This is a genomic window from Herminiimonas sp. CN (genome assembly GCF_000622895.1).
Classification (GTDB): domain Bacteria; phylum Pseudomonadota; class Gammaproteobacteria; order Burkholderiales; family Burkholderiaceae_D; genus AVCC01.
The window spans coordinates 1-19,642 of record NZ_AVCC01000036.1 but is presented as its reverse complement, the minus strand read 5'-3'; the positions used below and the strand labels follow the sequence as shown (position 1 = coordinate 19,642).

The 19,642-nt window shown below is 62.7% G+C and carries 20 protein-coding genes and 1 pseudogene; 11 read left to right on the top strand and 10 right to left on the bottom strand.

What is annotated here, in order from left to right; genetic code table 11:
• The first annotated feature begins 56 nt into the window (after positions 1-56).
• A complete protein-coding gene (locus HMCN_RS0109585) occupies positions 57-884 on the top strand; it encodes a hydroxymethylpyrimidine/phosphomethylpyrimidine kinase (protein WP_025917182.1) in 828 nt (275 codons plus the stop codon).
• A 73-nt stretch (positions 885-957) separates the two neighbouring features.
• A complete protein-coding gene (hemL, locus tag HMCN_RS0109580) occupies positions 958-2,241 on the top strand; it encodes a glutamate-1-semialdehyde 2,1-aminomutase (RefSeq protein WP_025917181.1) in 1,284 nt (427 codons plus the stop codon).
• A gap of 205 nt (positions 2,242-2,446) precedes the next feature.
• On the opposite strand, the gene corA is transcribed toward hemL, so the two are convergent.
• The 8 genes and pseudogenes from corA to mpl all read right to left on the bottom strand — a co-directional run bounded on the left by corA (position 2,447) and on the right by mpl (position 11,102).
• Positions 2,447-3,415, bottom strand: coding sequence for a magnesium/cobalt transporter CorA (gene corA, locus HMCN_RS0109575; RefSeq protein WP_025917180.1), 969 nt, complete (start codon positions 3,413-3,415; stop codon positions 2,447-2,449).
• Between the two features lie 283 nt (positions 3,416-3,698).
• A complete protein-coding gene (gene mtgA / locus HMCN_RS0109565; protein WP_025917179.1) occupies positions 3,699-4,394 on the bottom strand; it encodes a monofunctional biosynthetic peptidoglycan transglycosylase in 696 nt (231 codons plus the stop codon).
• A gap of 21 nt (positions 4,395-4,415) precedes the next feature.
• Positions 4,416-5,237, bottom strand: a complete 822-nt coding sequence (aroE, locus tag HMCN_RS0109560; protein WP_025917178.1) for a shikimate dehydrogenase — start codon at positions 5,235-5,237, stop codon at positions 4,416-4,418.
• 27 nt (positions 5,238-5,264) lie between these two features.
• Positions 5,265-6,164 carry a TonB C-terminal domain-containing protein gene (locus HMCN_RS0109555; RefSeq protein WP_025917177.1) on the bottom strand — a complete coding sequence of 300 codons (900 nt, stop codon included), beginning with the start codon at positions 6,162-6,164 and terminating at the stop codon, positions 5,265-5,267.
• 55 nt (positions 6,165-6,219) lie between these two features.
• Complete coding sequence (locus tag HMCN_RS0109550) at positions 6,220-8,277, bottom strand: ribonuclease catalytic domain-containing protein (protein ID WP_025917176.1); 2,058 nt, start codon at positions 8,275-8,277, stop codon at positions 6,220-6,222.
• A gap of 148 nt (positions 8,278-8,425) precedes the next feature.
• Entirely contained in the window at positions 8,426-8,992 is a 567-nt protein-coding gene (locus HMCN_RS0109545; RefSeq protein WP_025917175.1) for a chorismate lyase, read from the bottom strand.
• A gap of 155 nt (positions 8,993-9,147) precedes the next feature.
• Positions 9,148-9,714: pseudogene (locus HMCN_RS0109540) on the bottom strand (YqiA/YcfP family alpha/beta fold hydrolase); the annotation flags it as partial.
• Positions 9,711-11,102: a UDP-N-acetylmuramate:L-alanyl-gamma-D-glutamyl-meso-diaminopimelate ligase gene (gene mpl / locus HMCN_RS0109535; RefSeq protein ID WP_025917173.1), complete on the bottom strand. Its 1,392-nt coding sequence runs from the start codon at positions 11,100-11,102 to the stop codon at positions 9,711-9,713. The gene mpl and the pseudogene HMCN_RS0109540, both read right to left, overlap by 4 nt.
• Positions 11,103-11,196: 94 nt before the next feature.
• Between mpl and HMCN_RS0109530 the strand changes: the two genes are divergently transcribed.
• The 9 genes from HMCN_RS0109530 to HMCN_RS0109490 all read left to right on the top strand — a co-directional run bounded on the left by HMCN_RS0109530 (position 11,197) and on the right by HMCN_RS0109490 (position 18,455).
• Positions 11,197-11,823, top strand: coding sequence for a hypothetical protein (locus tag HMCN_RS0109530; RefSeq protein ID WP_035626520.1), 627 nt, complete (start codon positions 11,197-11,199; stop codon positions 11,821-11,823).
• Positions 11,813-12,334, top strand: coding sequence for a TlpA disulfide reductase family protein (locus tag HMCN_RS0109525; protein ID WP_025917171.1), 522 nt, complete (start codon positions 11,813-11,815; stop codon positions 12,332-12,334). Before HMCN_RS0109530 ends, HMCN_RS0109525 begins: the two co-directional genes overlap by 11 nt.
• Before the next feature lie 93 nt (positions 12,335-12,427).
• Positions 12,428-12,865, top strand: a complete 438-nt coding sequence (aroQ, locus tag HMCN_RS0109520) for a type II 3-dehydroquinate dehydratase (protein ID WP_025917170.1) — start codon at positions 12,428-12,430, stop codon at positions 12,863-12,865.
• 84 nt (positions 12,866-12,949) lie between these two features.
• A complete protein-coding gene (gene accB / locus HMCN_RS0109515; RefSeq protein WP_025917169.1) occupies positions 12,950-13,423 on the top strand; it encodes an acetyl-CoA carboxylase biotin carboxyl carrier protein in 474 nt (157 codons plus the stop codon).
• Between the two features lie 94 nt (positions 13,424-13,517).
• The gene (accC, locus tag HMCN_RS0109510; RefSeq protein WP_025917168.1) at positions 13,518-14,906 is read left to right on the top strand and encodes an acetyl-CoA carboxylase biotin carboxylase subunit; all 1,389 of its coding nucleotides are present in this window, start codon (positions 13,518-13,520) and stop codon (positions 14,904-14,906) included.
• Positions 14,903-15,835 carry a 50S ribosomal protein L11 methyltransferase gene (gene prmA, locus HMCN_RS0109505; protein WP_025917167.1) on the top strand — a complete coding sequence of 311 codons (933 nt, stop codon included), beginning with the start codon at positions 14,903-14,905 and terminating at the stop codon, positions 15,833-15,835. The genes accC and prmA overlap by 4 nt, the downstream gene beginning before the upstream one ends.
• 2 nt (positions 15,836-15,837) lie before the next feature.
• Positions 15,838-16,953, top strand: coding sequence for a DUF3426 domain-containing protein (locus HMCN_RS0109500; RefSeq protein WP_025917166.1), 1,116 nt, complete (start codon positions 15,838-15,840; stop codon positions 16,951-16,953).
• Positions 16,954-17,124: 171 nt separating this feature from the next.
• Positions 17,125-18,057 carry a carbohydrate kinase family protein gene (locus HMCN_RS0109495; RefSeq protein WP_025917165.1) on the top strand — a complete coding sequence of 311 codons (933 nt, stop codon included), beginning with the start codon at positions 17,125-17,127 and terminating at the stop codon, positions 18,055-18,057.
• Positions 18,058-18,074: 17 nt separating this feature from the next.
• Positions 18,075-18,455: a hypothetical protein gene (locus HMCN_RS0109490; protein WP_025917164.1), complete on the top strand. Its 381-nt coding sequence runs from the start codon at positions 18,075-18,077 to the stop codon at positions 18,453-18,455.
• A gap of 15 nt (positions 18,456-18,470) precedes the next feature.
• Here HMCN_RS0109490 and HMCN_RS0109485 read toward each other — a convergent pair whose 3' ends face one another.
• Together HMCN_RS0109485 and HMCN_RS0109480 are read right to left on the bottom strand one after the other, a co-directional pair.
• Positions 18,471-18,773, bottom strand: coding sequence for a DUF167 domain-containing protein (locus tag HMCN_RS0109485; RefSeq protein WP_025917163.1), 303 nt, complete (start codon positions 18,771-18,773; stop codon positions 18,471-18,473).
• Complete coding sequence (locus HMCN_RS0109480) at positions 18,770-19,312, bottom strand: YggT family protein (protein ID WP_025917162.1); 543 nt, start codon at positions 19,310-19,312, stop codon at positions 18,770-18,772. The genes HMCN_RS0109485 and HMCN_RS0109480 overlap by 4 nt, the downstream gene beginning before the upstream one ends.
• Between the last annotated feature and the right edge of the window lie 330 nt (positions 19,313-19,642).

Here is a 19,642-nt window from a genome sequence, read left to right as displayed (position 1 = left end):
CACAGCCGACACCCCATCAAGTAAAATACGAAGTCAGTCATATTAATCTACCGGTCGTGCAAAACCAAACCTCCCCTCTGATACTGACGTTCGGCGTTTCCGACCCGGTCGGCGCGATCGGCGTCCAGGCCGACCTGGCCTCGTTTGCAGCGATGGGTTGCCACGGCGCCTCCGTGATCACGTCGATTCTGATCGGCGACACCGCGCGCATCGAGGACATCCAGCACATCGAGACCGACTGGATCATGGACCAGGCCCGCATGGTGCTGGAAGACATGCCGATTGCCGCCTTCAAGGTGGGCGCGCTGGGCAGCGTCGAAAACATCAGCATGATTGCCGAAATCGTCTCCGACTATCCCGACATTCCGCTGATTCTCGACCCCTTCATTTCCGCCCTGCCCGACCAGGGCATGGCGGAGGAAGACATGCTGCTGGCGATGCGCGAGCTGCTGCTGCCGCAAACCACCCTGTTCCTGGCTTCCGCAACCGAGCTGAACCTGCTGGCCGAAACCTGGCGCGAGCCCGGCAGCGCCGACCTGCTGGCCGAGGATGCGCGTGAAATCGCCGAATTCGGCTGCCGCTACCTGTTCCTGACCGGCGCCCCGTGCGCGCTGGGCAATATCGCCAACACGCTGTACAGCGCATCCGGCGTGGTGCGCCACGATGTCTGGCAACGCTTGCCGGGCGCCTTTTCCGGCGCCGGATCGACCCTGTCGGCAGCCATTGCGGCAATGCTGGCCAGCGGCCTGGAGGTGCCGGAAGCGGCGCTTGAAGCGCAAGAATTCACGATGGCCGCGCTATCCCACGCGCAACGCATCGGCATGGGAAAGCTGCTGCCGGACCGCTATTTCTGGGCCAGGGAATCCGGCCTGCAACCGCCCTGAACTGCCGCGGGCACGCTTCCCGATCTTTCCTGCTTATTTCCCACTTAACCCACTGTTTAACCGATTGTTTGCCATGACTTCCAAAAACGACGACCTATTTGCACGTGCCCAACTGACCACGCCCGGCGGCGTCAATTCGCCGGTGCGCGCGTTCCGCTCGGTGGGCGGCACGCCGCGTTTCATCAACCGCGCCGAAGGCCCGTATTTCTGGGATGCCGACGACAAGCGCTATATCGATTACATCGGTTCCTGGGGCCCGGCCATCGTCGGCCATGCGCATCCTGAAGTGGTCCAGGCGGTGCAGCAGGCGGCGGCACGCGGCCTGTCCTTCGGCGCGCCGACCGAAGGCGAGGTGCTGATGGCCGAAGAAATCTGCCGCCTGGTGCCGTCGATCGAACAGGTGCGGCTGGTGTCGAGCGGCACCGAAGCCACCATGAGCGCATTGCGGCTGGCGCGCGGCGCCACCGGGCGCGACAAGATCATCAAGTTCGAAGGCTGCTATCACGGCCATGCCGATTCCCTGCTGGTGAAGGCCGGCAGCGGCTTGCTGACCTTCGGCAACCCGACCTCGGCCGGGGTCCTGAAAGATTTCATCAAGCACACGCTGGTGCTGGACTACAACAACGTCCAGCAACTGGAAGACACGTTTAACAGCATCGGCGACCAGATCGCCTGCGTCATCGTGGAACCGGTAGCCGGCAACATGAACCTGGTGCGCGCCACGCCGGAATTCCTGCAGGCGATGCGGCGCCTGTGCAGCAAGCATGGCACGGTGCTGATTTTCGACGAAGTGATGTCGGGCTTCCGGGTCGCGCTGGGCGGCGCGCAAGCGCTGCACGGCATCACGCCGGACCTGACTGCGCTGGGCAAGGTGATCGGCGGCGGATTGCCGGTGGCGGCTTTCGGCGGCCGCACCGAACTGATGCAGCAGATGGCGCCGCTCGGCGCGGTGTATCAGGCCGGCACCCTGTCGGGCAATCCGGTTGCAGTCGCCGCCGGCATGAGCACGCTGAAACTGATCCAGGCCCCCGGCTTTTACGAGACGCTCGGCGCCCAAACCTCCAAGCTGGTGCAGGGCTTGTCGCAGGCCGCCAAAGACGCCGGCGTGACCTTCTGCGCCGATTCGGTCGGCGGCATGTTCGGCCTGTATTTCTCGGCCAAAGTGCCGACCAGCTACGCGGAAATGCTGGCCGGCAACAAGGAGCAGTTCAACATCTTCTTCCACGCGATGCTGGACGAAGGCGTGTACTTCGCGCCGGCCGCGTTCGAAGCCGGCTTCGTCTCGATCCAGCATGACGACGCGGTGATCGAGGCCACCGTAGCCGCAGGCCGCAAGGCTTTCGCGCAACTGGCCTGATATTGCGCCTGCCCCGGCCCCCGCGAGGGATGCTGGGGCGCTCTCTATTGGAAAATATACTGCAATAAGTATTTTTGTATTCGGCAGTATATTATTGAATGAAATGCCATAAAAATAAGCATACCCTGAATATTTTCAAAATACCCGGAAATCTTCCGGGTATTTTTTCGCCCGTGCGGCTAGGCCGGACGGCCTTGGCTTGCGCTCACTTGAGCCAGCCGCGCCGGCTGAAATACCAGAACGGCGTAACCGCGGAAGCGACCATCAGCGCCAGCGCAAACGGATAACCCAAAGACCATTCCAGCTCGGGGAACCAGCCCCTGAAGTTCATGCCGTAAATGCTGGCGATCAGGGTCGGCGGCAGGAAGGCGACGCTGGCGACCGAGAAGATCTTGATGATCTTGTTCTGGTTGATGTTGATGAAACCGACGGTGGCATCCATCAGGAAGTTGATCTTGTCGAACAGGAAGGATGTGTGGCCGTCCAGCGATTCGATATCGCGCAAGATCTGGCGCGATTCCTCGAACTGGTCGGCATTCAGCAGCCGGCCGCGCATCAGGAAACTGACCGCGCGCCGGGTGTCCATCATGTTGCGCCGGATGCGCCCGTTCAAATCCTCTTCCTGCGCCATCGCGTTCAGCGCGGCAGCCGCGTCCTGATCGGTGAATTCCTTTTGCAGCACGCGCCGGCTGACGTCCTCCAGATTCTGGTAAATCCCTTCCAGCGCATCGGCCGAATACTCGGCGTCGGTCGCGTACAGGTCGAGCAGCACGTCCTTGTAGTCGGCGATCGAACCGGGGCGCGAGCGGGCCCGCATGCGCACCAGGCGAAACACCGGCAAGTCGTCGGTATGCAGGGAAAACAGCATGCTCTTGGTCAGGATGAAGGCCACCGTGACGCTGCGCGACGGCCCTTCCTCCTCGTCGATCAGGAAATCGGTGCGCAGATGCAGGTCGCCGTTTTCGGCTTCGTAATAGCGCGCCGAGGCCTCGATGTCCTTGACCTCGTCCTCGCCCGGCAGGGTCACCTGGTAGATGCTCTTGATCCAGGCCCGCTCTGCATCGTTGGTGTCGGTCAGGTCGACCCAGATCGGCTCGATATTGGCCAGATCGGCGCGGGTGTCGATATATACCTGGTTGAGCCGGCCGTTTTGCAAAACGAATGCATTAATCATAAATTCTCCCAGTCATGCGGCCGCGCATGCAACACATACTGTAAATCGGAATGGTGCTATCAGGCAGGCTCGGAACGCGCTAGCGCAAGACGAATGCGGCGACAGCGACTATAAACCAGCAGGGTGACGGCCCGATGACAGGGTGGGCCGTGCCAGGTGCTGAAAACAGCGCAAGTGTACTTTCATCGATAGCGGCAAGCAAGCGTCAGCGCGCCGGCGGCAAGCAGCGCCATCAGGATCGCGCACCACAGCAGGCTCAGGCCGCGCTGTTTCGAAATTGCAATCATGGCAGTTCCGCCGAGCCCATCCGGCGCAGGATCAGGCCGGTGCGGCGCGCCAGATAAGCGGAGCCGCGATGGCTGTCGTAAAAGCGCGGGTTCGGCAGCATCACCGCCAGCCGGGCGGACTGGCTGGCGCTCAGGTTCGCCGCAGGAATGCCGTAGTAATGGCGCGCCGCGGCTTCGGCGCCGAACACGCCGTTGCCCCACTCGACCACGTTCAGGTAAATCTCGAAGATGCGTTCCTTGCTCATCCAGAATTCCAGCATGTAGGTGATGACCAGTTCCTGCGCCTTGCGGAAATAGCTGCGGCTGCCCGACAGGAACAGGTTTTTCGCCAGCTGCTGGGTGATGGTCGAGCCGCCTGCCACTACCCGGCCCTTGCGGTTGTTTTTCAGGTAGGCTTTTTCCAGCGAATCCCAATCGACGCCCCGATGCTCGGCAAACAGCGCATCTTCGGAGGCGATGATGGCACGCTTGAGATTTTTCGAAATCTGCGGGTATGGCACCCATTGCCGCTTGAGCGCGGCGTCCGGATTCTTTTCCTGCAAACGGGTCAGCTGCGCCTGCATGAAACTGGTGGAGGTTGGATTAAACACCACCCACAGGCCGATTTGCGCAAAATAATACAACTGCAGCAGCAGGAGCAGAAGCAGCGGCAACAGCAGCAGCCACCACAGGAATTTACGCAGTTTCTTCATCCGGTCGCCAGCTCAGGGCCGCTATTGCGTCTGTAACTGTAATCGCAGTTGCGCCAATACAGCGGCGGTGGCCGGCCGCACTCCGCGCCACAGCAGGAACGATTCCGCCGCCTGCTCGACCAGCATGCCCAGGCCGTCGCGCACCGCAGCGCCGTGCTGCGCGGCAAAGCGCATGAACACGGTCGGCTCCTTGCCGTACATCAGGTCGTAGGCAAAGGCGGCACGGCCGAACACGCCGGGCGCAACCGGCGGCAGCTCGGCCGACAGGCTGGCGGCGGTGGCGTTGATGACGATGTCGAACGGCCCGGCCAGATCGGCAAAGTCGCTGGCTGCAATCGGCCCCGCGGCGGCGAACTCCTGCGCCAGTGCGGCCGCGCGGGCGGCGGTGCGGTTGGCGAGCACCAGCTCGCCCGGGGCCTGCTGCAACAGCGGCAGGATCACGCCGCGCGCGGCGCCGCCGGCGCCCAGCAGCAGGATGCGGCGACCGGCCAGCGCCACGCCGGCATTGCGCACGATGTCGGCCACCAACCCGACGCCGTCGGTGTTGTCGCCGAAAATGGCGTCGCCGTCGAATTTCAGCGTATTCACCGCGCCGGCCGCTTGCGCGCGCGCGCTCAGGCGGGTCGCCAGCGCAAACGCTTCGAGCTTGAACGGCAGCGTCACGTTCGCGCCACGGCCGCCGGCGGCAATGAAGTCCGCCACGGTTTGATTGAAGCCGTCCAGCGGCGCCAGCAAGCGCTGGTAGTCGATGTCCTGCCCGGTCTGCGCGGCGAAGCTGGCATGAATTTCGGGCGATTTGCTGTGCGCTACCGGATGGCCGATAACCGCGTATCTGTCAGTCATAATTCAGTCGTTGCAGTCGTAATGGTTTTAATTGGCAGGGGCGTTGAGCACGGTTTCCAGCGCTTCCTCGCGGGTGAATTTGAAGCGGGTGACAACCTCCCACAGGTCATCCTTGCCGACGCTGCGCATGTTCTCGGGGAAGCGGCCGAACGGTGCGGAACGGCGGATGATCGCCAGCGTGGCGCGGTCCAGCTCGGGGATGCCGGAACTGCGCTCGATGCGCGGCCCGCCGTCGCGCTCGAAGATGGTGCCGTCCTGGAACACCGGGATCGAGACGATCAGCTCGCCGTACAGCTTCCTGCCATCTTTCTGCGGAAAATTCAGGGTGCCGATCTTCTCGATGCGCTCCTGCAGCGCCTTGTAATACATCGCATAGCCGACTCCGCGCGTGCTCGGCGTGATCTGGGTCCGCTTCGGGCGCTTGTTGTAGTCTTCGACATTCTTGGCGATTTCCGCCTCCATGCGCGCAATCGCCTTCGCACTGTCGACCGGATCGGCGCCTTGCGGCTGCGGCGGCGCCTCCTGCGGCTGGCCCTGGTTCCTTTGCGCCGGCACCCGGAACACGCTGTCCTTCTGCTGCAGCTGCTCCATCAGTTTCTTTTGCTGCGCTTCCAGATTGTCCTGCCTGCGCCTGGCCGCCTTGATGCTCTGGCCATCCTCGGCTTTATGCGAATCCGGCAGCGGCGACTTGGCGCGGCCCTGCGCGGCATTGCCGCCGCCGTCGAGGTTGGCCTGCGCCAGCGCCTCGGCCTTCAGCGGCGCCTTGTCGCGGCGGGCATTGACCAGGATCACTTCCAGCCCGGGGTCGGCCGGCGCAAAGCGCAGCGCCTGCGGCGCGGCAAAATGCACCGCCAGCAACGCACCATGCAGCAGCAGCGAGATGGCGACGGCCAGCGAGAGCGGCGTCAGTTTATGAAAGAACTTCACGAATATCAGGACATCCAGTGGCAAAGTGTTGGGATTTTACGGCAAACGCCGCGCCTCATCCGGCCAGCGCATCCTGCAGCGGGGCTGCATCCGGCTCCGCTGCAGTCTCTGCGGCCTCGACGGCAGCGGCCTCCTCGCCGCTGGCGACATCGGTTTCGGCTTCGGTGTCGCTCAACGCGTCTTCCGCCTGCGCCACGCTGTCGGCGTTCGGTGCCGAGACTACCTCCAGCAGGCGCGCTTCCACCGCCAGCTCGACCTCGTCCCAGCCGATCAGGTCCAGCCGGACTTGGGCGCCGCGCGCAATCGGAGGCGTGCCCGACAGCTTGATCACCAGCGGAATGTCGACCAGGCGGAACACCTCGTCCTTCAGCACCACCGCCTCGACCTGCCGGGCATGTTCTTGCGCCAGCCAGCGCAGGCACCAGTAGCGTTCCATGTTCGACTGGAAGTCGCCGTAGGCGGCGTAGGCGGCGTCGAACGCCGAGACGATCGCAAACAGATTGGCGTCGCGCTGCTTGAACGGCGCGGCCATCGGCGCGGTCACGCCGTGCTGGACGCAGGCCAGGATCTGCCACTGGTTGACCAGGTCGACGTAGCGCCGCAGCGGCGACGTGCTCCACGCGTATTGATCGACGCCCAGGCCCTGGTGCGGCGCCGCGTGCGTGACCATGCGCACCTGCATCCTGGCGGCCCAGCCGTTGCCGGAGCCGCCGCCTTGGGCGCGGTAGATGCCCGGCACGCCGTGCTCGTGCAGCATCTTGCCCCAGCTGCTGTTGGCGAAGATCATCAATTCCGCCACGATCTTGTCGAGCGGTGCGCCGCGCTTGCGGCGCACCACGCTGACCACGTCGTCCTCGACGTAGAAATTGAAATCGACCCGGTTGGTCTGCTCCGGCTTCAGGCCGAAGCCCTCGCGTTTGGCCATGCGGCCCTGCTCCAGCACCTGCGCCCATTGCCACAGCACGGCCAGCTCGGCCTTGTGCGGGTAGTCGCCGCTGCCGGCAGCCAGCGCCTCTTCGGTGACCAGATGATCGAGATCGTTCAAGCGCAGATTCGACACCATCGGCACCGCCTCGGCGCGCGACTCGGTGGACACAACCGACCAGTCGGTGGTATCCACGGTGGCGTACAGGGACAGGGCCGGGCGGGTCTGGCCGGCGCCCAGCGTGAAGGCTTCGACCAGTTCATCCGGCAGCATCGTGATCTTGTCACCCGGCATGTAGACGGTCGACATGCGCTGGCGCGCGATCGCATCGATCGCATCTTGCGGCCGGATCCCCAGCCCGGGCGCGGCGATGTGGATGCCGATGCGCACCAGGCCGTCAGCCAGAGTTTGCAGCGAAAAGGCGTCGTCGATTTCGGTGGTGGTGATGTCGTCGATCGAGAATGCCTGCACCTCGGCTACCGGCAGTTCCGGCATCTTCGGCACCGGCAGCGGCGCGAAGCCGGTGCCTTTGGGGAAGTTTTCCAGCAGGAATTTCCCCATGTGCAGCTCCTTGGCCGATTTGATGCCGCCGCAGGCCAGCATCAGGCGCGCCGGGCTGGTGTGCAGCGCGCTGCAAGCGGCGTCCAGCGCCTTGTATTCGATGCCGTTCTTGTCCGGCTTGAACAGCAGCTGGCGCACCAGCGGCTGCAGCGCAGCCGGCAAGCGGCCGGCTTTGAGCTCATCGACATATTGTTCCTGCAGCAAACCCTGCACGCGCTTTTTTTCGATGCCCGCCTGGGCCGCCTGCAGCGCCGCTTGCGGCGCCGGCTTGTAGCGGCCCTTGCCCTTCTTGTAGAAGTAGATCGGCGCTGCGTGCAGCTTCAGCAGCAGGCCGGCGGCCTCGACCGGCGTCGGCGCATGGCCGAAATATTCGGCGCCCAGATCGGCAAAGCCGAATTCTTCTTCGCCAGCGACTTCCCACAGAAAATCGAGATCGAGGTCTTGCGTCAGCAGCTGCGCGTCGGCCAGCAGTTCGGCCGCGGTCGGCGACTCGAACTGCAGCAGCACATCCTTGGCCCGCACCTTGGTCCGTTTGGCGCTGGGCAATTCGACTTGATACGATTCGCCGCTGTGGGAAAGTACGTGGCCGGCCTTGAAGTCGCCGGATTCTTCGAAAAATAGATTCATGAATCGCTTTATGGATAAATACTGGATTGGATGCCGGATCCAGCCGGACGCCGGGCCATCAATAAATACTGCATTCGGTATTTTTTAACACCGCACTATATACATGTGGAAATACACGTTTTAACGCCATACTCCAATTATTTCCCGATCATTTAACGCGCAGTGCGGCAATCGCTGGCAAGAACAGCTCGGTCACCAGCAGCGCCGCGCCGCGCCGCCGGTACAGGCAGCGGCGCGCAAACAGCGGCGCCGACAACGCTTGCGGCGCTCCGCCGAGCGCCGCGCAAGCGCGCTGCACCAGCGGATGCGCTGCGTGCAGGCGCGCATATTCGAGCGCGCCGCGGGCGACGATCGGGTCGCCGAACAGCGTGGTGCCGAGCGAGCGCTCGCCCAGGCGGCGAAACAGCGGCCACTGCGCCGCCGTCGCCGCCAGCGGCACGACGGTATGGGCGAACACCATCGGCCGCCCGTCGCATTGCAGGAAGACGTCGCGCTCGAGCACCTTGCGCGGCTGCGGCAAGCCGATCGGCGCGCATTCATCAAACAGGCAGACTGCGCGCCGCTGCGCCAGGCGCCGTACCCGGAACTGCTCGGAACGCGCGATCAGCTTGGCAGTCAACGAAGCGCGGTCGGTCAGCCAGACGCGCATCGCTGGCGATGGATTGACGCCATTGACATGCGCAACCCAGTTGGCGACAGCGGACCAACCCGGCATTATCGATCCGGCATGATGAAGGCTTGATTTCATCATGCCCCATTCTCACCCTCTCCCTCTGGGAGAGGGTCGGGGTGAGGGGATCCAGTTCCAATATTATTCGTTCCGGATCCATAGCGCGCATCGTCGGCGGATTGTACCGGCGGGCGCGCCGGCGTCACGCCGCAAAACGCCAGCACTTCGTCGGCATAGCGGGTGAAGTCCGACAAGCCGTGGTCGCTGCCGTTGATCACGCGGTGCCGCGCGCCGGGATAGTGCGCGACCATTTCCTGCCAGTCCAGCACTGCGTCGCCGCTGGCGGCGATCAGGAAATAGCGCTCGGGCCGGCTGATTTGCTCGACACCCAATGCTTCCAGCTCCGTAATATAGCTGCGCTTGAATTCGAACGGCGCGTCGGAGTGGAACGCGGTCGTCACGCCGACATGCGGTTCCAGGTCGCGCGGCGGCTTGACTGCCGGGTTCAGCAGCACCGCGCGGCAACCCAATTGTTCGGCCAGCCAGGTCGCGTAATAGCCGCCGAGCGAAGAGCCGATGATGCTCAGCTCTGCCGCCGGACAGGATTGCGCCAGCTGCAGCGCCTGCTCCACCGCCGCCCGCGGCGACGCCGGCAGTTGCGGGCACAGGTACTCGTCCGCACGCCCGAGCGCCTGCATCCGCTCGGCCAGCAGTTGCGCCTTGAACGACTGCGGCGAAGAGCGAAAGCCGTGCAGGTACAGGATCATGATGCCAAAGCCGAGCCGTCGCCGTACGCCAGCGCATCCAGAATCTTCTGGTGCACGCCGCCAAAAGCCCCATTGCTCATCACCAGGATGGTGTCGCCGTCTTGCACCGATGCCGCGATGGCCGGCACTAGGGTTTCCAGCGTGCTGAAAGTGCGCGCTTTTGCGCCCAGCGGCGCCAGCGCCGCAGCCAGGTCCCAGCCCAGTCCGTCCGGCCCGCCGTAGCCGAACACCAGGTCGGCCCCGGCCAGGCTGGCGGCCAGCGCCTGCTTCATGGTGCCCAGCTTCATAGTGTTGGAGCGCGGCTCCAGCACCGCCAGGATGCGGGCGGCGCCGACCCGCTTGCGCAGGCCGGCCAGCGTAGTGGCAATCGCGGTCGGATGATGGGCGAAATCGTCGATTACCGTGACGCCGCCGACCGCGCCGCGCACTTCCATGCGGCGCTTGACGTTCTCGAACCGTGCCAGCGCCTCGATCGCCTGCGCCGGCAGCACGCCGACATGGCGCGCCGCGGCAATCGCCGCCAGCGCATTCATCCGGTTGTGCTCGCCGCTGAGCGACCAGCACACGGTGCCCTGCGACTGGCCGTTGAAAATCACGTCGAAACTGTCGTCCTCATGCTCGCGCAAGGACCAGCCGATGCCGAGATCGACCCCGAAAAATTCGGTTTCGCTCCAGCAGCCGCGCTCCAGCACGCGCTGCATCGACGCTTCGCGGCCATTGACGATCAGCCGCCCGAGCCCGGGCACGGTGCGCACCAGATGGTGGAACTGGGTTTCGATCGCGGCCAGATCCGGAAAAATGTCGGCGTGGTCGTATTCCAGATTATTCAGGATCGCGGTCTTCGCATGGTAATGGACGAACTTGCTGCGCTTGTCGAAAAAAGCGGTGTCGTACTCGTCGGCCTCGATCACGAAAAAATCGGAGCTCTCGCCCAGCGCCGACAGCCGCGCCGAAATGCCGAAATTCATCGGCACACCGCCGATCAGGAAGCCGGGTGCGTAGCCGGCTTCCTGCAGAATCCACGCCAGCATCGAGGCGGTGGTGGTCTTGCCGTGGGTGCCGGCCACCGCCAGCACCCATTTGCCGCGCAGGATATGGTCGCCGATCCATTGCGGGCCGGACGTATACGGCAAGCCGCGGTTGAGGATTTCCTCCATCAGCGGGTTGCCGCGCGAGACCACGTTGCCGATCACGAACAAGTCCGGCTGCAGATTCACCTGCTCGGGGCCGAAACCCTGGATCAGCGCGATGCCCTGCGCTTCGAGCTGGCTGCTCATCGGCGGATACACATTGGCATCGCAGCCGGTGACGGTGTGCCCGGCTTCTTTCGCCAGCACCGCCAGGCCGCCCATGAAAGTGCCACAAATGCCCAGAATATGGATATGCATGATGCCTGCTTGAAAATGGAATACCGCGATTTTACCTGAGCGGCCGCAGCGCGACCTGCAGCCGCGCGTTGCCATCGGTAGTATGATGCGCGCCATGGATATCCATTACCCGACCGATGCCGCGCTGCTGCGCAGCGAAATCGCCGCCGCCGCCGCGCGCATGATTGCGCAGGACGGCGCCGACTATGCCAGCGCCAAGCGCCGCGCGGCCGAGCAAATCCTCGGCCGTTCCAAAACGCGCAAAGTGCGCGGCGAAATCCTGCCCGACAATGCGCAAATCGAAGAGGAAGTGCGGATTTACCACGCGCTGTTTTCCGGCGACAGCCAGCCGGCGCGGCTGCTGCACCTGCGCCAGATCGCGCAGCGCCTGATGCAGGACCTGGCGCCCTTCAATCCGCACCTGACCGGCGCGGTCCTGAACGGCAGCGCGGGCGAGCATTCCGATCTGCATTTGCAGCTGTTTACCGACAATCCGAAGGATGTCGCGCTGTTCCTGCTCAACAAGGATGTCAGCTTCGAAGTGTCCGAAGCGCCGCGCTCGCAACATCGCCCCGCGCGCGACCCGGTCGAGACCCTGAGCTTCCTGTGGCACAACGAAGGCGTGCATCTGGCGATTTACGGGCCGGACGATTTGCGCGGCAGCAATAAATCGAAAAGCGAACGCGCCAATCTTGCGGCGCTGCAGGCGCTGATCGCGGAAAGCCAGTCCGATGAAACGTAACGCTGCGCTATTTGTCTTCACAGGCTTGCTGTTTGCCGCCATCGGCGCCTATTTCGGCGTCCAGAGACTGGCGCCGGACCCGGCCCAGGCAGCCGCAGTCAACCGCCTGCTGGCCCAGACCCTACCCGATGCGCACGGCCAGCCGCAAGCGCTGTTCGCCTGGCGGGGTCAGCCGATGATCGTCAACTTCTGGGCCACCTGGTGCGCGCCCTGCGTCCAGGAAATGCCGGAACTGTCCGCATTGCAGGCGGAAATTGCCCCTCGCGGCATTCAACTGCTCGGCATCGGCATCGATTCAGCCGACAACATCGCCAAGTTTGCCGACAAGTACCGGATCGGCTACCCGCTGTTTGTCGCCGGCGTGAGCGCCACTGAACTGACGCGCGCGTTCGGCAATCAGGCCGGCGGCTTGCCGTATACGGTTTTGATCGGGCGTGACGGGCACGTAAAAAAGACCTATCTGGGGCGTTTGAAAATCGATGAATTACGCGCCGATCTTTCCCTGATGTAATTTCCATAACGAGTTTTTTCTTGCCAACCGACGCCATTCAGCGGCAAAATGCGGCCATCCTCGCTAAACCTGCTTTTAAGCCAAGCATCCTTCATGGCAAAAAATATCCTTTTAATCAACGGTCCCAACCTCAACCTGCTCGGCAGCCGGGAGCCCGAAGTCTACGGAACGGCGACGCTGCAAGATGTCGAGCAAGCTGCACTGGCGCAAGCTGCGGCTGCGGGCGCCGCGATGGACTGCTTCCAGAGCAACCATGAAGGTGCACTGATTGACCGGATCCACGCCGCCCGCGCGGAAGGCGTCGATGCCATCGTCATCAATCCCGGCGGCCTGACCCACACCAGCGTAGCTTTGCGTGATGCGCTGGCGGGGGTGTCGATTCCGTTCGTCGAGATACACATCTCGAATGTCCATCAGCGCGAAGCGTTTCGCCACACGTCTTTCCTGTCGGCCATTGCGGTGGGCGTTATCTGCGGCTTGGGGGTGGCAGGCTATCAGGCGGCCATCGAGTTCGCACTGCGGAAACTTTAATTTCGCGCATTTTCTGCTATATTTCTTCAAATAGCTTACAATTTCAGCCATTTTGCTAACAAAAACACTACCGAGGGATTTCACATGGACCTACGAAAACTCAAAACACTGATCGATCTGGTCGCTGAATCCGATATCGCCGAGCTGGAAGTGACCGAAGGTGAAGGCAAAGTCCGCATCGTCAAATCGTCCGCCTACCTGCAAAATCAGCAAGTAATGATGATGCCGCAACAGATGATGTCGCAAGCGATGCCGACAGTAACGACAGCGCCCGCAGCACCGATAGCAGCACCAGTGGAGAACGCGGCTCCTGCCGTGCCGGAAGGCTATCTGGTCAAGTCGCCGATGGTCGGCACTTTTTACCGCTCATCGGCACCTGGCTCGGCGCCTTTCGTCAACATCGGCTCCAGCGTCAAGGAAGGCGAAACGCTGTGCATCATCGAGGCCATGAAACTCCTGAATGAAATTGAAGCCGATGCTTCCGGCGTCATCACGCAGATCCTGGTCGAAAACGGCCAGCCGGTCGAATACGGCCAGCCGCTGTTCGTGATCGGTTAAGCGCGCCGCCTGTGGCGCCTGCTGCGGCAGGCGTTGCAAGCTTATTCCCCACGCCTGGCGTTTAACCTTCAAGGCATCACGAACCCACACCACTATGTTTGAAAAAATCCTCATTGCCAATCGCGGTGAAATTGCGCTGCGTATCCAGCGTGCCTGCCGCGAAATGGGCATCAAGACTGTCGTCGTGCATTCCGAAGCCGACCGCGAAGCAAAATACGTCAAACTGGCCGATGAATCGGTCTGCATCGGCCCGGCGCCATCGTCTTCAAGCTATCTGAGCATGCCGGCCATCATCAGCGCGGCTGAAGTCACCGACGCCCAGGCGATCCATCCCGGCTACGGCTTCCTGTCCGAAAATGCCGATTTTGCCGAACGGGTCGAGCAATCCGGCTTCATCTTCATCGGTCCGCGCCCGGATTCGATCCGGCTGATGGGCGACAAGGTTTCCGCCAAGCAAACCATGATCAAGGCCGGCGTGCCCTGCGTGCCCGGCTCGGAAGGCGCGTTGCCTGACGATCCCAAGATCATCATCCAGACTGCGCGCAAGGTCGGTTATCCGGTCATCATCAAGGCGGCCGGCGGCGGCGGCGGGCGCGGCATGCGCGTGGTGCATACCGAAGCTGCGCTGCTCAATGCAGTCGCCATGACCAAGGCCGAAGCCGGCGCCGCCTTCGGCAATCCGGAAGTGTATATGGAGAAGTTCCTGGAAAATCCGCGCCATGTGGAAATCCAGATCCTGGCCGACGAATTCAAGAACGCGATCTGGCTCGGCGAGCGCGACTGCTCGATGCAGCGCCGGCACCAGAAGGTAATCGAAGAAGCACCGGCGGCAGGCATCCCGCGCAAGATCATCGAAAAGATCGGCGAACGTTGCGCCGAAGCCTGCCGCAAGATCGGCTACCGCGGCGCCGGCACCTTTGAATTCCTGTACGAGAACGGCGAGTTTTACTTCATCGAGATGAATACCCGGGTCCAGGTCGAGCATCCGGTGACTGAAATGATCACCGGCATCGACATCGTGCAAGAGCAGATCCGCATCGCGGCCGGCGAAAAGCTGCGCTATCGCCAGCGCGAAGTCAAGCTCACCGGCCATGCGATCGAGTGCCGCATCAATGCCGAAGATCCGTTCAAATTTACGCCATCGCCCGGCAGGATCACGTCCTGGCACACTCCCGGCGGCCCCGGCATCCGGGTCGATTCGCATGCGTATGCCGGCTATTACGTGCCGCCCCACTACGATTCGATGATCGGCAAGGTGATTGCCTACGGCGCCACGCGCGAACAGGCGATCCGGCGGATGCAGATTGCGCTGTCCGAAATGGTGGTCGAAGGCATCCTGACCAACATTCCGCTGCACCGGGAACTGATGGTCGATGCCCGCTTCATCGAAGGCGGCACCAGCATCCATTACCTGGAACATAAACTGGCGGAAAAGCCGGATTTACCGAAGGTGCCGCTAAAACCCACCAAACCGTTGCCATGAGCTGGACCGAAATCGTCATTGAAGTCGCACGCAGCCACGCGGAAGCCCTGTCGGATGCGTTGATGGAAGCCGGCGCGCTGTCGGTTTCTGTCGAAGATGCCGACCTCGGCACTGCGGCCGAAGTACCGCTGTTCGGCGAGCCCGGCATGGAGCCGGAACAGGCCGCCTGGGAGCGCAGCCGCGTAATTGCACTGACCGACACCGATGCCGATCAGGCCGCCATTGTCGCGCAAGCGAGCGCCGCCGTCCGGCTGGCCGCCATCCCGGCCTACACGCTGCGGGCAGTGGCCGATCAGGACTGGGTGCGCCTGACCCAATCCCAGTTCGAACCGATCCATATCGGCAAGAACATCTGGGTGGTGCCCAGCTGGCATACCGCGCCCGACCCGAACGGCCTGATACTGGAACTCGACCCCGGCCTGGCCTTCGGCACCGGCAGCCATCCGACCACGCGCCTGTGCATGGAGTGGCTGGAAGCGCATGCGCAACAAATATCCCAAGGCTTGTCGGTGCTCGACTACGGCTGCGGCTCCGGCATCCTGGCGATGGTCGCCAAGAAACTCGGCGCGGCCAGCGTGATCGGGGTCGATATCGATCCGCAGGCAATCGAATCGGCGAATGCCAATAGCGCGCGCAACAACTGCACCATCGATTACTACCTGCCGGATGCCTTCGGCGCGGCGGCGCCGGATCGTACCTTCGACATCGTGGTAGCGAATATCCTGTCCGGCCCGCTGGCGCTGATGGCGCCGATGCTGGCTGCGCGAGCCGCCGCCGGCGGCGCGCTGGTGCTGTCGGGTATTTTGGCGCAACAGGCAGAAGAAGTCGCCGCCGCCTACGCTCCCTTCATCAGCCTGACGGTATGGGCCGAGCAGGACGGCTGGGTGGCACTTTCCGGCCATCGTGCGGCGTCATCAGACCAGGCATAGCAATGGCGCTCGCCACCCGGTGTCCGCATTGCCATACGACGTTCCGGGTCGCGCATGACCAATTGAAATTACGCGGCGGCATCGTGCGCTGCGGACAATGCCGGCAGGTGTTCAACGGCATCGAACATTTGTTGCCTCCTGCCGGAATCCAGCCGGCGGCAAACCCCGGTGTACCGCCCAAAGACGACCTGAGCCATGTCGATCGGCTGATTCCGCCGGCAGCCGTGGGCAATCAGGTCGAAATCGGCTTGCCATCGCGCGTAGATTCCGAACCTGATGCCGCAGCGCCGCAGCCCAAGCTCACCGAACCGGCCAATATACTGGATGAGCTGGATTATGCGGCGCTGGAGGGAATGACGCTGATGCATTTCCCGCCGGCAGATCAGCCGGAGCAGCCGGATGAATCAGCTCCGGCCGCTGGCGTTGCGGCGGATAACCCGTCACTGACCGAGCACAATACCGCTCCAACAGAAAAAACATCGGCCGCCCGCTTCGAAACGAGAATAGAGCCCGGGCTAACCGCTGCATTGCCGGCCGCTGAACCGGATTTCGCCCCGCAGGCCGAGGAATATCCGCAGGATGAACCCGGCTTCATCGCCGCCGCCCGCCGCCGGCAACATCGGGAGCCGCGCAGCCGGCTGCTATTCGGTATCGGCTCGACCATTCTGGCGCTGACCCTGCTGGCGCAAGCCGCTTATGCACTGCGCCATCAAATTGCAGCGCACCTGCCGCAGACCAGGCCGGCGCTGCTCGCCGTCTGCCGCACGCTCGGCTGCAGCATCACGCTGCCGGCCCGGATTGATGCAATCAGTATCGAATCCTCCGAACTGCAGACCCAGCCAGGTACGGCTGGCACCCTTACTCTGACGCTCCTGCTGCGTAATCGCAGCAGCACGGCACAGGCCTGGCCGGATATGGAGCTGACCTTAAATGACGGCAATGAGGACGGCAATGAGCGCCCGATCCTGCGGCGCATCTTCACGCCGCGTGAATTCCCGCTTGGCGCCACCGAGATCGCCAACGGCTTTGCCGCCAACAGCGAGCAATCGGTTCGGCTCACGTTCGCGCTGACGCAATTGAAAGCTGCCGGATATCGCGTGATTTTGTTTTATCCATAATCTCAAGAAACCATAGAAACTTGCCAGTATTTTTAATGCCGCAATATTTACGTGCGAAAAATGTAGTTTTTAACTGATACTCAAAGTATTTAACATTTACCACGCCGCAACTGAAATCCACTTTGTTGCGCCCACTTCAACCAGCCTGATCGATTCCCTCGACTTTCCACCATGACTTCCCTGATTTGCGGTTCCATCGCTTTTGATACCATCATGTCGTTCGGAGACCGCTTCTCCAACGCCATCCTGGCCGACCAGCTGCACAAGATCAACGTCGCCTTTCTGGTGCCGGAGTTGCGCAAGGAGTTCGGCGGCTGCGCCGGCAATATCGCCTACAACCTGAAACTGCTGGGCGGCGACCCGCGCATCATGGCCACCGTCGGCCAGGACAGCCAGCCGTACCTCGACCGGCTCGACCATCTGGGCATTTCCCGGCGCAATATCCGCACTTGCCCGGCCGCCTATACCGCGCAGGCGTTCATCACCACCGATGCCGACAACAACCAGATCACCGCCTTCCACCCGGGTGCGATGATGTTCTCGCACCAAAACCGGGTGGCCGACGCCGGCCCGGTCAAACTGGCCATCGTCGCGCCGGACGGCCCCGACGGCATGCTGCAGCACGCCAGCGATTGCGCCGAACTCGAGATTCCATTCATCTTCGACCCGGGGCAGGGCTTGCCGATGTTCAGCGGCGCCGAACTGGTCCATTTCATTGAACTGGCAACGTATGTTGCTGTCAATGACTATGAAGCCGAGTTGTTAACCCAGCGCACCGGCCTGACGCTGGATCAGATTGCGCAGCGGGTGTCGGCGCTGATCGTCACGCGCGGCGAGTTGGGTGCCCATATCTTCACTGCGGCCGAAAAGATCGAGATCGACTGCGTTGCGGCTGACCGCATCGTCGATCCGACCGGTTGCGGCGACGCCTTTCGCGCCGGCATGCTGTTCGGCTTGAGCAACGGGATGGATTGGGCCACCACCGGCCGCCTAGCCAGCCTGCTGGGGTCGATCAAGATCGCGCACCAGGGCGGCCAGAATCACGCTCCGGGCAAGGCTGAAATTGAAGAACGCTTCCTGGCCGCGTTCGGTTATCGCCTGTAAAGAAGGGGCTCGGATCGATGCACGCCTATTACCGCCCGCCAGTCTTGCTGCTGGCCGCACTGACAATCGGGTGCTCCATGCCGGTACTGCCGAACGCCGATCCGATGACATCTTCCACCCAGGGCAGCACTTTGGTGCGGGTGGCAACCGTCACGGCCGTCGGCAGTGCAGTGATTGTTACCACGGCTGATGCGCCGGGGTTGGCAGGCGAGGTGGTTGCCGGCGATCCGGCAGCAGCGCACAGCGGGCAGCGCAGCCGAACCGTCACCGAATTGACGCTGCGCTTTGACAATGGCGCTAGCGCCGTCTATCGGATCGAGCCGGGAGCGCTTTTTCAGCCGGGCGAGCAGGTCAAAGTGATGGCGCGCAACGGCCGCACCACCCGCATCGCGCACTGAACGCCTCTGCAATATTCACTCGGGGAGCAAAGCCTGCCGCAGCGCGGCGAGCGTCAATTGCGGCGCGTGGATTTCCAGCAGCTTGCGCTTGTTGGTCTGGCCGTGCATCAGTACCACCGCGCCCTTCGGCAGGCCCAGCGTAGCGGCGATAAAACGCGTCAGCGCCAGATTCGCCTTGCCTTCGATCGGCGGCGCCTGCAGCCGTATCTTCAATACGTCGTCCAGTACGCCAACAACTTCGCTGCGTTTCGCATTCGGCGTGATCTGCACCGCCAGGCGGATGCCGTGCTCGGTCTGCGAACACCAGTCCCGGCTCATGCCAGCGACAACACCAGACTGCTGAGCAGCTGCAGTGCCACTTGCAGCAGCAACAATGCCGCCAGCGGCGACAAGTCGACATTGCCGATCAGCGGGATGATGCGCCGCAATGGCCGCAGCAGAGGTTCGTTCAGCGCCCGCACCACCGGCGCCAGCGGCGCATGCGGATTGACCCAGCTGAACACCGCTTCGATGATCAGCAAACCCATCCAGCCATAAAACGCCCACTGCAACAGCCGCAGCAGCGCCAGCAACAGCAGCGCCTGGAACGGGAACGGCGACACGATCAGCATCTCGACCGCAGTCGCCACCACGGCGATCAGGTAGGCACCGAAGATGCAGGCCCAATCGTAGCCGCCCACGCCTGGCAATACGCGACGCAGCGGCAGTACCAGCCAGTCCGACAGGCGAAAAACAAATTGCGCGATCGATGCCGGCGGCCGTATCCGCACTGCCTGCATCCAGAATCGCAACAGCAGCACGCCGGCCACGATAACCGCCACGGTACCTACTACCAACGTCAAAATGCCATGCAGCATGGAAACCCTCCAGATAAAAAACCCGCCGTATGACAGCAAGCCACACAGCGGGTATTGTGCCAGAAGCCGTACCGGCTTCCAGGAAGCCTGTCGGACTTAGGATGCCGAAACGAAAAACCGGCTGGCATACCAACCGCTCAAACACTTCCGCAACCGGCTTGCCCTAAGTCCGACAGCCTCTTGGCCCAGTCACCGGATTACGGACGGGAGCCGGTTGGAAACGGCCATGCGGCAGCAGGATTAAGCACGGTTTTCGCATCCGATTTTGCCGTCGCTTTTTTGGGAGCTGCAGTTTTCGCTGCCGGTTTCTTGCTCGCAGCCGCTTTCGGT

What these genes read in the sequence shown, in the direction of transcription:
- HMCN_RS0109500 (WP_025917166.1), top strand. Translation starts at nt 15,838, where the DNA reads ATGGCGCTCGCCACCCGGTGTCCGCATTGCCATACGACGTTCCGGGTC.
- HMCN_RS0109545 (WP_025917175.1), bottom strand. Translation starts at nt 8,992, where the DNA reads ATGCCGGGTTGGTCCGCTGTCGCCAACTGGGTTGCGCATGTCAATGGC.
- prmA (WP_025917167.1), top strand. Translation starts at nt 14,903, where the DNA reads ATGAGCTGGACCGAAATCGTCATTGAAGTCGCACGCAGCCACGCGGAA.
- mtgA (WP_025917179.1), bottom strand. Translation starts at nt 4,394, where the DNA reads ATGAAGAAACTGCGTAAATTCCTGTGGTGGCTGCTGCTGTTGCCGCTG.
- HMCN_RS0109485 (WP_025917163.1), bottom strand. Translation starts at nt 18,773, where the DNA reads ATGAGCCGGGACTGGTGTTCGCAGACCGAGCACGGCATCCGCCTGGCG.
- HMCN_RS0109480 (WP_025917162.1), bottom strand. Translation starts at nt 19,312, where the DNA reads ATGCTGCATGGCATTTTGACGTTGGTAGTAGGTACCGTGGCGGTTATC.
- accB (WP_025917169.1), top strand. Translation starts at nt 12,950, where the DNA reads ATGGACCTACGAAAACTCAAAACACTGATCGATCTGGTCGCTGAATCC.
- HMCN_RS0109550 (WP_025917176.1), bottom strand. Translation starts at nt 8,277, where the DNA reads ATGAATCTATTTTTCGAAGAATCCGGCGACTTCAAGGCCGGCCACGTA.
- HMCN_RS0109530 (WP_035626520.1), top strand. Translation starts at nt 11,197, where the DNA reads ATGGATATCCATTACCCGACCGATGCCGCGCTGCTGCGCAGCGAAATC.
- HMCN_RS0109490 (WP_025917164.1), top strand. Translation starts at nt 18,075, where the DNA reads ATGCACGCCTATTACCGCCCGCCAGTCTTGCTGCTGGCCGCACTGACA.
- mpl (WP_025917173.1), bottom strand. Translation starts at nt 11,102, where the DNA reads ATGCATATCCATATTCTGGGCATTTGTGGCACTTTCATGGGCGGCCTG.
- HMCN_RS0109495 (WP_025917165.1), top strand. Translation starts at nt 17,125, where the DNA reads ATGACTTCCCTGATTTGCGGTTCCATCGCTTTTGATACCATCATGTCG.
- aroE (WP_025917178.1), bottom strand. Translation starts at nt 5,237, where the DNA reads ATGACTGACAGATACGCGGTTATCGGCCATCCGGTAGCGCACAGCAAA.
- hemL (WP_025917181.1), top strand. Translation starts at nt 958, where the DNA reads ATGACTTCCAAAAACGACGACCTATTTGCACGTGCCCAACTGACCACG.
- corA (WP_025917180.1), bottom strand. Translation starts at nt 3,415, where the DNA reads ATGATTAATGCATTCGTTTTGCAAAACGGCCGGCTCAACCAGGTATAT.
- accC (WP_025917168.1), top strand. Translation starts at nt 13,518, where the DNA reads ATGTTTGAAAAAATCCTCATTGCCAATCGCGGTGAAATTGCGCTGCGT.
- aroQ (WP_025917170.1), top strand. Translation starts at nt 12,428, where the DNA reads ATGGCAAAAAATATCCTTTTAATCAACGGTCCCAACCTCAACCTGCTC.
- HMCN_RS0109525 (WP_025917171.1), top strand. Translation starts at nt 11,813, where the DNA reads ATGAAACGTAACGCTGCGCTATTTGTCTTCACAGGCTTGCTGTTTGCC.